Source organism: Amycolatopsis sp. cg9 (assembly GCF_041346945.1).
GTDB lineage: Bacteria > Actinomycetota > Actinomycetes > Mycobacteriales > Pseudonocardiaceae > Amycolatopsis.
This window is the reverse complement of sequence record NZ_CP166850.1, coordinates 3,032,039-3,044,812: the sequence shown is the minus strand read 5'-3', so window position 1 is coordinate 3,044,812 and position 12,774 is coordinate 3,032,039. Positions and strand designations below refer to the sequence as shown.

Sequence of the window (12,774 nt, the reverse complement as noted above, 5' to 3'; positions counted from 1 at the left end):
CCCGCCAGCGTAGCTACCAGCTCGAGCCGCCGCGCTGGACCTCGATCAGCTTGGGGCGGACGTCCACGATGTAGACCAGGACGGCGGCCATCGCGGGCACCCAGAAGATCATGCCCGGGCCCATCACGTCGAACAGCGCCATGGCGAGCGTCGCGGCGCCCGTGATCAGCATCCAGATCGGCTTGGTCTTGCGGTCGGCCGCGGAGTACGCGTCGGCACGTTGCAGCAGCGCGTGCACGAAGGCGAAGAGGCCGACCAGCGCGCTGCCCCAGTGGACGACTTGGAGGATCCAGATGGCGACTAGCACAGCCACAGCTTACGGCAAACCGCCCGAACGACCCCGGCCCCGCCACCGGGGTACGGGGGCGGGGCCGGGTGTTCACGACCGCGTTGCCGGGCCGTCGGCAACCGATCCGGCGGCAGTCACAGCGGAACCGGTCGCCTCGCGCGGATCGGTTACTTGTCGGTCTTCGGCGCGGCCGGCTTCTTCGCGGCGGCGCTCGTGGTGGTGCCGGTGGTGGTGCGGCGGGCCGGGGCGGCCGTCTTCGGAGCGGTCTTGTTCGCCACCTTGCGGCTGGCCGAACGGGTCTCGTGGGCGACGTCGTCACCCAGCTCCTCGATGGCGTCGGCGGCCTCGCCGGCGACCTCGGTCACCTTGCGGGCGGTCTTCTCGCCCACCGAGCGGGTGCGCTTGGTGAAGGTGCCCAGCACGCCGTCGACGCGCTCGCGGACCTCGCTGGTGACGCCCTCGACCTGGCCCTGCGCGGTGGCCACGGCCTCCTCGAGCTGCTCGATGGCCTTCTTGACCTGCGGCTGCGCGGCGAACTTGTCCCACGCCTGCTCGCCCGACTCGGCCAGCTTGTTGTACAGCTTGAGCGCGGCCTCGGTGTACTCGTCGATGACCTTGCGCAGCTCGGCCGGGTCCAGCTTCTCGCGGAGGCTCTCGACGTCGGTCGGCAGCTCCTGCAGGTTCTTGCGGGCGGTCTCGCTGCCCTTGGTCACGTTCTCCTTGGCCTTCGCGACGGCGTCGGTGACGGCGTGCGTGGCCAGGTTGCCGGCGCCGAGCGCGGCGAGCAGCGGGGTGCGGACCTGGTCGAGGGCGGTGTTGACGGCCTTCTTGACGTCTTCGGTCTTGGGGGTGGTCATGCTGACTCCTTGGTGTCTGCGGCTGGTGCGGTGTCTGGGGTGTCTGCGGTGGGAGACGGCTCGGCGGCCGGCCGTGCCGCGGCGTTCTCCCGGCGGAAGGACTCGTAGACGTCGAGCAGGACCTGCTTCTGCCGTTCGGTCAGCTCGGCGTCGGCGCGAATCGCGTCGCCCACCGGACCACCCGTCGGCAGATCGAGGATCCCGGCCTGCACGTACAGCGCTTCCGCCGAAATGCGCAGGCCCTTGGCGATCTGCTGCAGGATCTCCGCGCTGGGTTTGCGGACCCCGCGCTCGATCTGACTCAGGTACGGGTTGGACACGCCGGCGAGCTTCGACAGCTGGCGCAACGAAATCTTCGCGGTGTTGCGCTGCTGGCGGATGTACTCGCCTATGTCGGAAGCGATGTCCGCGACCTTCTCCATGGGACCGCCGGATCCTGGCTGGGTCCCACCGGTTTCTGCCATCCGGTCACCTCCTCGCGACACCTTCGACGGTACGCGCCGGTGCTAGCTATTGCAAGCACTCTGCTTGCAACCATCGGGTGTGACGCGCACCGCTAACGTGGTCGCATGACGCGCTCGGCCCGGCTGCGGCGACGCCTCGTCGAGCACCTGCTCGACGAGGACGTCCTGCACGCCCCGGAGTGGATCGCCGCCTTCCGGGCCGTCCCCCGCCACGTCTTCCTGCCCCGCTTCTTCGCGCCGGCGGGCGGCCTGTGGGCGGCGGTCGACCACACCGACCCGGGCTGGCTGGAGGCCGCCTACTCGCGCGACGTACTGGTGACGCAGCTGGACGACGACCCCGATCGCTGGGCCCGCGCCCGCCGCGACGGCCCGGTGGCGGGCACCCCGACGAGCTCGTCGAGCATGCCGTCGATCATGGCGATCATGCTGGAGGAGCTGCGGGTGCGGGACGGCGACCGCGTGCTCGAGATCGGCACCGGGACCGGCTACAACGCGGCCCTGCTGAGCCACCGCTGCGGCGCCGGCCAGGTGTCCACAGTGGACATCGACCCGGTGATCGTCGCGGCGGCGCGCGAGCACCTGGCCGCGGCGGGCTACCACCCGGCGTGCGCGGTCGGCGACGGCGCGCTCGGCTTCCCGGCCGGCACGCTCTTCGACCGCGTGCTGTGCACGGCGTCGGTGTCCTCGATCCCGCTCCCGTGGCTGGCGCAGACGAAACCGGGCGGTCTGGTCGTGACGACGTTGAACCGGCCGCTCGGCGCCGGGCTGATCCGGCTCGTCGCGGGCGAGGACGGCTCGGGCCAGGGCCGCGTCCTGGCGCGCGACGGCCGGTTCATGCCGCTGCGCGCGCACCGGCTGCCCCACGCCGACCCGCTCCCGATGCCCGCGCGCGAGGACTGGGAGCAGACGCGGCTGCCGATGTCGGCGGTCCTGCAGCCCCGCAGGCAGTTCGAGTTCTTCGCCGGCCTGGCCCTGCCGGGCGTCCGCGCGGTGCGCGACGGCGGCGACGAGGAAACACCGGGCGTGGCGCTGGTCCACCCGGACGGCTCGTGGGTCCGCCACCGCAAGCGCGCCGGCGCGGACGAAGTGGCCCAGGGCGGCCCGCGCGCCCTGTGGGAACTCGCCGAGGCGGCCTACGTCGACTGGTGCGAGCTCGACAAGCCGGACCGCGACCGCTTCGGCGTGACGGTCACCGGCGCGCGCCAGGAGTTCTGGCTCGACGAACCGGGCGGCCGCACCTGGCCCCTCGGCTGACCCGACGCCGCACTTTCACGTGAAAGTGCGGCGTCGGTCAGGGCAGCCGGGCCCGGATCCACTTCTCGACGTGGTCGGCGGCGGACTCCGCGGAGACCTCCGTCGTGTCGAGCAGCTCCACCCCCAGCTCCTCGGCCGACTCCTGGAGCCAGGCGGTGAACTCCAGCATCTCCTCGATCCGCGGCTCGTCCCACTCCCGCCAGGCCGGGCGCGCCCGCAACCGGGCCCGCAGCGACGAAGGCGAGCCCACCAGCGCCAGGTAGTGGATGTCGCTGAAGAACGCGCGCTCCGGCAGCGGCTCGAACTCCGGGGGCGCGACGGTGCCGCAGAGCACGACCGGGCGGCCGTTCTGGTGCAGCATCGCCGCCATCCGGAGCCAGGCCGCGCGGAACGCCGGGACGTCGTCGCGGAGCGCGCCCGTCCAGAGGACGTCCTGCTCCAGCACGACGACGTCGCCGGCGAACCGGGACGCCAGCAGCGGCCCGAGCGTCGACTTGCCCGCGCCGCTCGGGCCGGTCAGCGCGAACAGCGGCAGCTTCCGGAACGGCCACGTGTGCCCGCAGCGCGCGCACGCCAGCGTCGTGCCGGAGACGACCGGGCGGTCGGCCCGGTCGCCGCACGCCGGGCAGATCCGCAGGTCGAGCCCCACCTCAGTCGAAGAGGTTCTCGAGGAAGCTGCGCTTGCGGTGACCGTGCCCGTACGGGCGCGGCGAATCCGAGTAACCCCCGCGGTGCGGCCGTGGGGAGTCCGAGTAGCCCCCGCGGTGCGGCCGCGGCGAATCCGAGTAACCACCCCGGTAGGCCTTGGGCGAATCCGGGTGGCCGCCGCGGTAGGGGCGCGGCGAGTCGGGACGGCCGTAGTGCGCCGTCGGCCCGGGCTGGTACTGCTGCGGCTGCTGGCCGTAGAACGAGCTTTCCGCACCGACGATCGCCTCGAGCTCACCGCGGTCCAGGAAGATCCCGCGGCAGCCGTCGCACTGGTCGATGTGGATGCCGTTCTTGTCGACGGTCCGCATCTGGTTCTGGCACTTCGGACAAATCACACATCAGAGCCTACGCATGTTCGGCCCCGCTGTCCCTCAGCACGCGCAGAGGCAGAACGGGTGCCCGGCCGGGTCGGCGTAGACGCGGAACGTCTTCGGCTCGTCGTCCAGCAGTTTCGCGCCGAGCCCGAGCACGCGCTCGTGCGCGGCTTCCAGGTCGGTGACGTTCAGGTCGAGGTGCAGCTGCTGCGGGCGCTCCGCCGACGGCCACGACGGCGGGCGGTGGTCGGGCACCCGCTGGAACGCGATCCCCGCGCCGCCGAGCGGGTTCTTGAGCGTCACCCAGTGTCCGTCTTCGGCGACTTCGGGCGCGTCCCACTCCAGCACCGCCCGGTAGAACCCGGCCAGCGCGACCGGGTCCGGGCAGTCGAGGGCCACCACACCCAGCGTCGGTACCGCACTCATGCGCCGCTCCCTTCGAGTAACCGTTGTCGGAATTATGGGGGTTATCCGACGCGGGGGCAACCACCGGCCGCCGTACACTCGGTACGTGCACACCGACGCCTCCCTCGTGGTGGAGTTCCTCAACACGGTCAACGTCGAAGAGGGCACTGACCTGCTCGAAGATCCCGGGCAGTGGCGCGAGTGGGCAGCCGGGCGCGCGCTGCGGGCGAACCCGGCCCCCGAAGCCCGCGCGGCACGCGACGCCCTGCGCGCGGCGATCGGCGACCCCCGCCTCCCGGGCGGCAGCCTCGACGTCGGCACCAGGATTTCCCTGACCGACGACGGCCCGGCCCTGGTCGCGGAGGACGCGGTCGGCGCGGTGTTCGCGGCCTGCGCCCGCCTGGTCGTCCGAGGCGACTGGATCCGGCTGAAGATCTGCCCGGCGGACACGTGCCTGTGGGCGTTCTACGACGAGTCCCGCAACCGCTCCCGCACGTGGTGCTCGATGCGGGTGTGCGGCAACCGCGAGAAGGCCCGGGGCTGGCGAGCCCGCACCGCCGCGGCCGGCTGACCCCGCGCGCCGCTGTCACCCGGGACGTCAGGCCCGCACGTCGTGAGAGGGTCGTTCACCTCGCCAGCCGGCATGAACGAGTCGTTCATGCCATCGGCACCCCCGCGCCGAGGTCTCATCCGAGCGGCGGACCCTCGAACGGCTGTGGACAACTGCACCCCACGGCACCACATATCCACGCCCCCGCCGCCCCACCCCCCACACGTTGTGGACAGCCATTAGGCCATCACCGTGAAAACCTGTGGATAACCCGGGGGATAACTCAGCTTCCTGTGGACAACTGGTCTGAAGCTCCCCCAGGTGTGGTATAGCCCCCACCCGTCAGAACAGCAGCTCCGCGACCGCGTAGATGACCAGCCCGGCCAGCGCGCCCACCACCGTGCCGTTGATCCGGATGAACTGCAGGTCGCGGCCCACCTGGAGCTCGATCTTCTGCGACGTCTCCTCGGCGTCCCACCGCTCGACCGTGTCGGTGATGATCGTCGTGATCTCCCGCGAGTAGTTCTTCACCAGGTACGCCGCGGCGCCCTCGACCCAGCCGTCGGCCTTCGCGCGCAGCTGGTCGTCCGACACCAGCCGGGAGCCCAGGGACATCAGGCCGAGGCGGACGCGGCGGCGCAGCTCGCTCGACGGGTCCTCGGCCGCCGTCAGGAGCATCTCCTTCGCCGTGCTCCACGCCGAGCCGATCAGGCGCTGGACCTCCTCGTGGTGCACGATCTGGCCCTTGACCTGCTCGGCGCGGGCCATCACGTCCGGGTCGGTCTGCAGGTCCTGGGCGAACTCGCCGAGGAACTTGTCCAGCGCCAGCCGCATCGGGTGGTTGACGTCGGTCTTCACCGCCCACGCGAACGACAGCACCTCGCCGTAGACCTTGTCGGCGAGCATCTCGTCGACGAACTTCGGCGACCAGCTCGGCGCCCGGTCCGACACCACGCGCAGCATCGTCGTGTGGTTGTCGCGGACCCACTCGTACGCGCGGTCGCACATCAGGTCCACGAGCTTGTGGTGCGCGCCGTCGGCGAAGACGCCCTGCAGGATCTTGCCCAGCGGCGGGCCCCACGGCTTGTCGATGATCCGCCGCGCGACCGCCTGCTCCATGATCGCCTGGACGTCTTCGTCGCGGAGCACGCGGACGGCCGCCCGGACCACCGTGGCCAGCTCGGACGTCACGCGCTCGGCGTTCTCCTCCTGGGCCAGCCACCCGCCGAGCCGCCGCGCGAGCTCGACGCGCTTGAGCTTGTCGCGCACGACCTCCTCGGACAGGAAGTTCGACCCGACGAAGTCGCCGAGGCTGGTGCCGAGGGCGTCCTTCTTGTTCGGGATGATCGCCGTGTGCGGGATCTTCAGCCCGAGCGGGTGCCGGAACAGCGCCGTGACGGCGAACCAGTCGGCCAGCGCGCCGACCATGCCGGCTTCGGCGGCGGCGCGCACGTAGCCGACCCAGCCCGGCCAGCCCGCGGACTGCGCCCAGCTGGTCAGCAGGAACACGAGGGTGGCGCCGAGCAGGAACGACAGCGCGACCAGCTTCATCTTGCGCAGCGCGCGCCGCTTTTCCGCTTCACCGGCTGCGCCGCCCGGCGGGTCGGCGGGTGTCACCTTGGCGGGGGTCAGTTGCTCCACATCGCCATTGTCCGTGAGGATGGCTGATCGTGCGCGAACCTGCTCTCGTCCCCCGCCTCCGGCCGTTCACCTCGACCATCTTCGCCGAGATGACCGCGCTGGCCGTCAAGCACGACGCCGTCAACCTCGGCCAGGGCTTTCCGGACACCGACGGCCCGGCCGGCATGCTCGACGCCGCCAAGAACGCGCTGTTCGGCGGCGCGAACCAGTACCCGCCGGGGCCCGGGCGCCCGGAGCTGCGGGCCGCGATCGCGCGGCACCGGCAGCGCTACGGCACCGAGTACGACCCGGACACCGAGATCCTGGTCACCGCGGGCGCGACCGAGGCCATCACCGCGACGCTGCTGGCGCTGACCGAGGCCGGCGACGAGGTCATCGTCATCGAGCCCTACTACGACTCCTACGCCGCCGCGGTCGCGATGGCGGGCGCCGAACGCCGGGTCGTCGGGCTGGTCGAGGGCGAGGACGGGCGCTTCGGCCTCGACGTCGACGGCCTGCGCGCCGCCGTCACGCCCCGGACCAGGGCGATCCTGGTGAACTCGCCGCACAACCCGACCGGCACGGTGTTCACGCGCGCCGAGCTGGAGGCGCTGGCCGCGCTGTGCGTGGAGCACGACCTGATCGCGATCTGCGACGAGGTCTACGAGCACCTGGTCTTCGACGACGCGGAGCACATCCCGCTGGTCACGCTGCCCGGCATGCGGCCGCGGACGGTGAGCATCTCGAGCGCGGGCAAGACGTTCAACTGCACCGGCTGGAAGATCGGCTGGGTCTGCTCGACCCCGGAGCTGGTCGCGGCGGTGAAGGCGGCGAAGCAGTTCATCACGTTCGTCTCCGGCGGCCCGCTGCAGCCGGCGGTGGCGCACGCGCTCGACCACGAGCTCCCCTGGGTCGACGGCCTGCGCGATTCCCTGGCCGAGAAGCGCGACCGGCTCTCGGCGGGCCTCGCGGACGCCGGTTTCGCGGTCCGCCCGACGGCGGGCACGTACTTCGTCTGCGTCGACGTCCGGCCGCTGGGCTTCACCGACGCCGCCGACCTCGCGTGGGAACTGCCGGGCCGCGTCGGAGTCGCCGCCGTCCCCGTGAAGGTGTTCACCGATCACCCGGAAGAGTGGAAACACCTCCTGCGTTTCGCGTTCTGCAAGCGCAACGAAGTCATCGACGAAGCCATCACCCGATTGCGCAAACTGGTCTGACGACTTGCGGTGTGTCCCACATCGCGGAAGCCGCCGGGCTCGGGCACGCACCGTTTCCGAAGTGATACCGAAGGCGAGCGCATTCGCGGAAACATCAGGTCAACGCCCGGACGGGCAAATTGCGGCACTCCTCCGAATGGCCGCACGAGAACACCCGAACGGCACTGAGAGTGATCAACTTGTCGGCCGCAGATACCTTGCCCGGTAGGGCCGTTCCGCCTTACGGGCTGGATCGAACGCGGGAGAGATGAAAGACTCCCGAGCGGTGCTAGAAAGAGTGCAGCCCCGGGGGAACTGCGACCTGGCCGGAGAAAGACCCCAGCGAGAACAGACTTCAGGCGCGGACGGTGGTGGTGGCGGTGAGCAGCACGGCGAACGCGCGCCACGGTGCCGCCGCCCGGTCCGCGTTCACAGCGGGTGAAGCGCACCGCGCGACGGCTTCCCGCCGCGCCGGCCACACGCACCTCGCAGGCGCCGAAGCGCGCCGCGACCAGGGCGCACTCCTCGCGACCAGCGCGGAATCCCCTCGCGCGCGCGGGCGTGCGCCGCGACCCTGGGCGGCCTCGCTGCAGCGGCCCGCCGCCAAGATCCTCGTCGCCGGGGGCCTGACGCTGGCCGGGTGGCTGCTCACCGCCGCCCTCTCCGGGAGCACCGCCGGCGCCGCCGAGCAGGCGACCTGCCCGCAGGCTCCCGTCGCCTCCACTGTGGACCACGCCGGCAAGCCCTTCTCGCACGGCAGGCACCACCGCAAGAGCCACCGCGAAACGGGCGCCGCCACCTGCGCGCAGCAGGCCGACGAAACCGAGACCGACGAAACCCAGGCCGCCGATGCGCAGCCCGGCAGCGAGCCGACCGAGACCGCACCGGTCGAGACCTCCGCAGCCGAAACGCCGGCCGAGACAAAGCCGGCCGAGAGCGAGCCGGCCGCGAAGACCCAGCCTGCCGGAGAGACCACCGCCGCCGAGCAGCCCGCGGCGGAAACCCAGCACACCCTGAGCACCCTGAGCACCCAGACCACCGGGGCTCCGGCCACCGAGACCCAGACCGCGCAAGAACCCCAAGCCGGCCTCCTCGGCGGCTTGGTCGGTGGCGTCCTCAACGTCGTCGGCGGCACCCTCACCACGGTCACGAACACGGTCGGCGTCGTCACGGACACGCTCTCCCACACCGTTCTCGCCCCACTCACCCAGCCGCCCGCGGACAACCCCGACGCGCCCGTCCTGCTGCCGCTCGACGACGTCCTCGGCCCGATCCTCAACGCCGGCTCGAACTCGGGCGGCGTGACCGTCACCGTCCCGGTGACGACCACCGTCGTCGCGACGACCGAGGCACCGGCCACCACCGTCCCGGCCGCTCCCGCCGAAGCCGTGCCGCAGGAAACCGGCCGGGGTACGGCCGTCGTGCACTTCGTCGTCGTGAAGCGCGAACTGCCGCAGCAGGCAAAGCAGGACCAGCCGCGCGGCTCCGGCGTGCAGGCCCGTGACGGTGGCGGCGACTCCACCCCCGGCCTGCCCGGCGGCACCACCGCCCCGAGCGCGCCGGCTCCCACCGCGGCGCCCGGCCACGACGGTCCCGGTGGGGCGCGCCACGCGTTCGCCGTCCACACCGACGACGTCACCACCACCCAGCTGAAGCTCATCGGCGCCAGCCTCGACCACGACGTCGACGGCGCGGGCAGGGAAGCCGCCCTGCCCACCACCTCCCCCGACTGACCCCGAACCGGGCAGCCGGGGACACCTGCGTCCAGATCAAGATCAACTCGACGCACGTCCACGCCGTTGATGCGTGACGAATCCCCTGCTCCAGTACGCAACACGTGACTCTTTCACGTCTCGTGGCGCGCCACCGCGCCCGACGTACCCCAGGGGTGCAAAACCATGCGAAACCACAGTCTTTCCGACCGGCCGACCGCGCCCGGCCGGGTCGGATCCCGGTCCCGGCGCCGCGCTGCCCCCGCGGCGCCGGGACCCACACCGGACGCGCTCCGGGAGCCCTTGCTCACCGCGCCGAGCGAGGACTCGCAGTACCGAGAGCACGTCTGAGCCGCGGGCTTCCCGGCACGTCGAGGGGCTGTGCCGGGAAGCCAGCGGTTACCCGCGAGCGGGGTCACGTCCGCGAGCGGGGGTGTGAACCGAGAACCGGTGCGCTGGATGCACATGAACGCCGCCCATCCCTGGGAGCAGGCTCGCATCCAGCGCACCGGTTCTTCGTTTTCAGGCGATCGGCGCGGCCAGCGACTCGGGCGTACCGCGGACCGACGCCTCCGCCGTGCTCAGGCGGCGGACCGCCTGCTCCATCGTTTCCGGCGGCAGCGAAAACGGCAGCCGGATCCACCGCTCCAAGCCGCCGTGGACGCCGAAGCGCGAGCCCGGCGCCACCTGGACGCCGTGGCTCGCCGCCGCGACCGCGAGGCGCGAGCTCACCGGCTCCGGCATCCGGGACCACAGCGACAGGCCGCCCTTCGGGAGCGTGAACGTCCAGTCGGGGAGGTGCTGGTGCACCGCGCCGGCCAGCGCGTCGCGGTAGCCGCGCAGTTCCGCGCGGCGGCGGGTGAGCGCGCTCTCGTCGTCGAGCAGCTCGGTCAGCACGAGCTGCTCGAACACCGGTGAGCCCAGGTCGACCGCGTAGCGGGCGGAAACCAGCCGGCCGAGCAGGTCCTCCGACGCGCGGATCCAGCCGAGCCGCAGGCCGCCCCAGTGCGTCTTCGACGCCGACCCCACGCAGATCGCGAGGTCGCCGGCGAACGCGGCCAGCGGCGGTGGCCCGTCCAGCGGATCGCCTTCGAGGTCCAGTTCGACGAGCGTCTCGTCCACGACGACCGGGGTCCGGGCCCGGTTCAGCACCGCGCCGAGCCGTTCGCGGCCGCCGGTGTCCAGGCGCAGACCGGTCGGGTTCTGGAAGTCGACGACGAGGTAGGCGAACCGCGGCGACGCCTGCCGCAGCGCCGCGTCGACGCCGGCGATGTCCCAGCCGCGCTCGCCGCTCGGGTCGAGCGCGACCGGCACCGGGATCGCGTGCGCGGCGCGGATCGCCTCCAGGGCGTTCGGGTACGTCGGCTGCTCCACCAGCACCCGGTCGCCCGGGCCGGCGAGCATGCGCAGGACCAGCACGAACGCGTGGTGCGCGCCGTTGGTGACCATGACCTGCGCGGGTGTCGTCGGCAGCCCGCGTTCGGTGTAGCGGCGGGCGATCCGCTCCCGCAGGCCGAGCAGCCCGCGTTCCTGGTAGCCGTGGTCGCCGAGGTGGTCGGCGAGCCGGCCGCGGGCCACGTCGACCGCCGCGGCCGTGCCCGCGATCGCCGGCGAGGACGCGTGGGTGAAGTCGATCGAGCCGCCGCCGGCCGGTGCGAGCGGGCCGCGGCGGCGCCGTCCGGGCGCGGCGACCCACGAGCCCGCGCCGCGCCGGCTCGCGACGAACCCGTTCTCCCGCAGCCGGTCCAGTGCCGCGCCGATCAGCGTCCGGCTGGCGCCGAGCGCGTCGGCCAGCTCCCGTTCGGCGGGCAGCCGGGTGCCGAGCGGGAGCTGGCCGTCGAGCACCTGCAGCTCGATGGCCGCGGCCAGGTCGGCCGCGCCCTGGCGGGAGCCCTGCCGCCAGGAGCCCAGCATGACAGCCAATCGAGGCCCGGAGATGCGTCCACCCAGTGGGACTGCGGCTTCCATAAGGCCAATATCCTGGAATTGGCTATGGTTTACAAGACCACTTGCGGCGGATAGTGCATGTGTGGCTCAGATCGACCTCCGGCCCGTCCGGATCACCCGTGACCCCGCCCGCCGCAGCGTGCAGCTGCTCGCGGGCCTCGCCCTCTACGGCACCAGCGTCGCCCTCGTCACCCGGGCCGGCCTCGGCCTCGAACCGTGGGGCGTACTCGCCGAAGGCGTCTTGAAGCACACCGGCCTGTCGTTCGGCACGGTGACCGGCCTGATCTCCGTGGTCGTGCTCCTGCTGTGGATCCCGCTGCGCCAGCGGCCCGGCATCGGCACCATCGCGAACGTCGTCGTCATCTCGGTGATGGTCGACGCCGTCCGCGCGGTGGTCCCCGACCAGCACGACCTGACCTGGCAGATCGCGCTCCTGGTCGGCGGCATCGCGCTGAACGGCGTCGCGACCGCCACCTACGTCGGCGCCCGGCTCGGCCCCGGCCCCCGCGACGGCCTGATGACCGGCCTCGCGGCCCGCACCGGCCGGTCGGTCCGGCTGGTGCGCACCGGCATCGAGGTCACCGTGGTCGTCGTCGGCTTCTTCCTCGGCGGGACGGTCGGCGTGGGCACCGTGCTCTACGCACTGGCCATCGGCCCGCTCACCCAGGCGCTGCTGCCGTTCGTGGTGTGGCGCGAGCGCACCGCTTAACCGGCTTTGCGCTGCTGGACGACCCGGCGCAGCGTCACGTAGTCGGCGCCGCGCCGGGCGAGGACGTCGTCGGTGCCGCGCTGCTGGGCCAGCGCGAGCAGGATGTGCTCCTGCCCCAGATGCTTGTCGCCCAGCCGGACGGCTTCCTTGAGGCTCAGCTCCAGGGTCTTCTTCGACTGCGCGGTGAAGGGGATGTGCCCGCGCTTGGCCGGGCCCAGCCGGCCGGCCAGCGCTCCTTCGCCGTGGGTCTGCTCGATGCGCTCGACGATCTGCTCGATGTCGATGCCGAACTCGGTGAGCGCCTCGGCGTCGGCGTCGCTGACCCCGCCGCGGCGCCGGGTCCGGGCGAGCTCCGCGGCCAGGTCGTCGGTGGCGATGCCCAGCTCGGCGAGCAGCGGCGCGCCGATCTTGAGCAGCCCCGCCAGCAGGTCCGACGGCTCGACCTGCACCGAACCGGACTGCCGGGCCGTCATCTGCGCTTCGACGACCGCGAGCCGCGCGTCCGCCGTGAACCGTTCGAACATCAGTGCCTCCCGTACTTCTTGTGCACGGCCTGCCGGCTGACCCCCAGCTCGGCGGCGATTTCCTGCCACGACCAGCCCTGCACCCGCGCACTGCGGACCTGCACGGCCTCCAGTTGTTCCAGCAGCCGCCGGAGCGCGGCGACCGCGCGCAGCCCCACCCGGGGGTCGCGATCACCGGCCCGGGCGGCCAAATCCGTCGCTTCCGTCATGCTGTCAACCTACGTT

15 protein-coding genes are annotated in these 12,774 nt (G+C 72.3%); 5 read left to right on the top strand and 10 right to left on the bottom strand.

Annotated features, from left to right (window positions below; genetic code table 11):
- Window positions 1–13: 13 nt before the first annotated feature.
- The 3 genes from AB5J73_RS14545 to AB5J73_RS14535 form a co-directional block, all read right to left on the bottom strand.
- Window positions 14–307, bottom strand: coding sequence for a DUF2516 family protein (locus AB5J73_RS14545; RefSeq protein ID WP_086859002.1), 294 nt, complete (start codon window positions 305–307; stop codon window positions 14–16).
- Window positions 308–456: 149 nt separating this feature from the next.
- Window positions 457–1,146 carry a hypothetical protein gene (locus AB5J73_RS14540; protein WP_370970241.1) on the bottom strand — a complete coding sequence of 230 codons (690 nt, stop codon included), beginning with the start codon at window positions 1,144–1,146 and terminating at the stop codon, window positions 457–459.
- Window positions 1,143–1,568, bottom strand: a complete 426-nt coding sequence (locus tag AB5J73_RS14535) for a helix-turn-helix domain-containing protein (protein WP_370970240.1) — start codon at window positions 1,566–1,568, stop codon at window positions 1,143–1,145. The genes AB5J73_RS14540 and AB5J73_RS14535 overlap by 4 nt, the downstream gene beginning before the upstream one ends.
- Before the next feature lie 147 nt (window positions 1,569–1,715).
- On the opposite strand from AB5J73_RS14535, the gene AB5J73_RS14530 reads away from it, so the two are divergent.
- A complete protein-coding gene (locus AB5J73_RS14530) occupies window positions 1,716–2,864 on the top strand; it encodes a methyltransferase domain-containing protein (RefSeq protein WP_370970238.1) in 1,149 nt (382 codons plus the stop codon).
- A gap of 37 nt (window positions 2,865–2,901) precedes the next feature.
- On the opposite strand, the gene AB5J73_RS14525 is transcribed toward AB5J73_RS14530, so the two are convergent.
- From AB5J73_RS14525 to AB5J73_RS14515, 3 genes are all read right to left on the bottom strand, one after another.
- Window positions 2,902–3,513 (bottom strand): AAA family ATPase, encoded by a 612-nt coding sequence (locus AB5J73_RS14525; protein ID WP_370970237.1) that lies wholly within the window; start codon window positions 3,511–3,513, stop codon window positions 2,902–2,904.
- Window position 3,514: 1 nt separating this feature from the next.
- Complete coding sequence (locus AB5J73_RS14520; RefSeq protein WP_370970236.1) at window positions 3,515–3,880, bottom strand: zf-TFIIB domain-containing protein; 366 nt, start codon at window positions 3,878–3,880, stop codon at window positions 3,515–3,517.
- A 63-nt stretch (window positions 3,881–3,943) separates the two neighbouring features.
- Window positions 3,944–4,312 carry a VOC family protein gene (locus AB5J73_RS14515; RefSeq protein WP_370970235.1) on the bottom strand — a complete coding sequence of 123 codons (369 nt, stop codon included), beginning with the start codon at window positions 4,310–4,312 and terminating at the stop codon, window positions 3,944–3,946.
- 85 nt (window positions 4,313–4,397) lie between these two features.
- Between AB5J73_RS14515 and AB5J73_RS14510 the strand changes: the two genes are divergently transcribed.
- The gene (locus tag AB5J73_RS14510) at window positions 4,398–4,862 is read left to right on the top strand and encodes a CGNR zinc finger domain-containing protein (RefSeq protein ID WP_370970234.1); all 465 of its coding nucleotides are present in this window, start codon (window positions 4,398–4,400) and stop codon (window positions 4,860–4,862) included.
- Between the two features lie 321 nt (window positions 4,863–5,183).
- On the opposite strand, the gene AB5J73_RS14505 is transcribed toward AB5J73_RS14510, so the two are convergent.
- Window positions 5,184–6,482, bottom strand: a complete 1,299-nt coding sequence (locus AB5J73_RS14505; RefSeq protein ID WP_370970233.1) for a DUF445 domain-containing protein — start codon at window positions 6,480–6,482, stop codon at window positions 5,184–5,186.
- A gap of 29 nt (window positions 6,483–6,511) precedes the next feature.
- Here AB5J73_RS14505 and AB5J73_RS14500 point away from each other — a divergent pair, with 29 nt between their 5' ends.
- Window positions 6,512–7,678 (top strand): pyridoxal phosphate-dependent aminotransferase, encoded by a 1,167-nt coding sequence (locus tag AB5J73_RS14500; RefSeq protein ID WP_370970232.1) that lies wholly within the window; start codon window positions 6,512–6,514, stop codon window positions 7,676–7,678.
- Between the two features lie 359 nt (window positions 7,679–8,037).
- Window positions 8,038–9,390, top strand: a complete 1,353-nt coding sequence (locus AB5J73_RS14495; protein ID WP_370970231.1) for a hypothetical protein — start codon at window positions 8,038–8,040, stop codon at window positions 9,388–9,390.
- Between the two features lie 501 nt (window positions 9,391–9,891).
- Here AB5J73_RS14495 and AB5J73_RS14490 read toward each other — a convergent pair.
- Window positions 9,892–11,337 (bottom strand): PLP-dependent aminotransferase family protein, encoded by a 1,446-nt coding sequence (locus tag AB5J73_RS14490; protein WP_370970230.1) that lies wholly within the window; start codon window positions 11,335–11,337, stop codon window positions 9,892–9,894.
- A gap of 61 nt (window positions 11,338–11,398) precedes the next feature.
- On the opposite strand from AB5J73_RS14490, the gene AB5J73_RS14485 reads away from it, so the two are divergent.
- A complete protein-coding gene (locus AB5J73_RS14485; RefSeq protein WP_370970229.1) occupies window positions 11,399–12,025 on the top strand; it encodes a YitT family protein in 627 nt (208 codons plus the stop codon).
- On the opposite strand, the gene AB5J73_RS14480 is transcribed toward AB5J73_RS14485, so the two are convergent.
- Both AB5J73_RS14480 and AB5J73_RS14475 read right to left on the bottom strand, forming a co-directional pair.
- Entirely contained in the window at window positions 12,022–12,549 is a 528-nt protein-coding gene (locus tag AB5J73_RS14480; protein WP_370970228.1) for a Clp protease N-terminal domain-containing protein, read from the bottom strand. The two genes, AB5J73_RS14485 and AB5J73_RS14480, sit on opposite strands and share 4 nt — an antisense overlap.
- On the bottom strand, window positions 12,549–12,758 hold the full coding sequence (locus tag AB5J73_RS14475) for a sigma factor-like helix-turn-helix DNA-binding protein (protein ID WP_014154112.1): 210 nt from the start codon (window positions 12,756–12,758) through the stop codon (window positions 12,549–12,551). The genes AB5J73_RS14480 and AB5J73_RS14475 overlap by 1 nt, the downstream gene beginning before the upstream one ends.
- Window positions 12,759–12,774: the final 16 nt, after the last annotated feature.

Bases quoted from the DNA above. Each gene is read 5' to 3' on its own strand.
- AB5J73_RS14540 (WP_370970241.1), bottom strand. From the start codon at position 1,146: ATGACCACCCCCAAGACCGAAGACGTCAAGAAGGCCGTCAACACCGCC.
- AB5J73_RS14535 (WP_370970240.1), bottom strand. From the start codon at position 1,568: ATGGAGAAGGTCGCGGACATCGCTTCCGACATAGGCGAGTACATCCGC.
- AB5J73_RS14530 (WP_370970238.1), top strand. From the start codon at position 1,716: ATGACGCGCTCGGCCCGGCTGCGGCGACGCCTCGTCGAGCACCTGCTC.
- AB5J73_RS14520 (WP_370970236.1), bottom strand. From the start codon at position 3,880: ATGCGGACCGTCGACAAGAACGGCATCCACATCGACCAGTGCGACGGC.
- AB5J73_RS14515 (WP_370970235.1), bottom strand. From the start codon at position 4,312: ATGAGTGCGGTACCGACGCTGGGTGTGGTGGCCCTCGACTGCCCGGAC.
- AB5J73_RS14490 (WP_370970230.1), bottom strand. From the start codon at position 11,337: ATGGAAGCCGCAGTCCCACTGGGTGGACGCATCTCCGGGCCTCGATTG.
- AB5J73_RS14480 (WP_370970228.1), bottom strand. From the start codon at position 12,549: ATGTTCGAACGGTTCACGGCGGACGCGCGGCTCGCGGTCGTCGAAGCG.
- AB5J73_RS14475 (WP_014154112.1), bottom strand. From the start codon at position 12,758: ATGACGGAAGCGACGGATTTGGCCGCCCGGGCCGGTGATCGCGACCCC.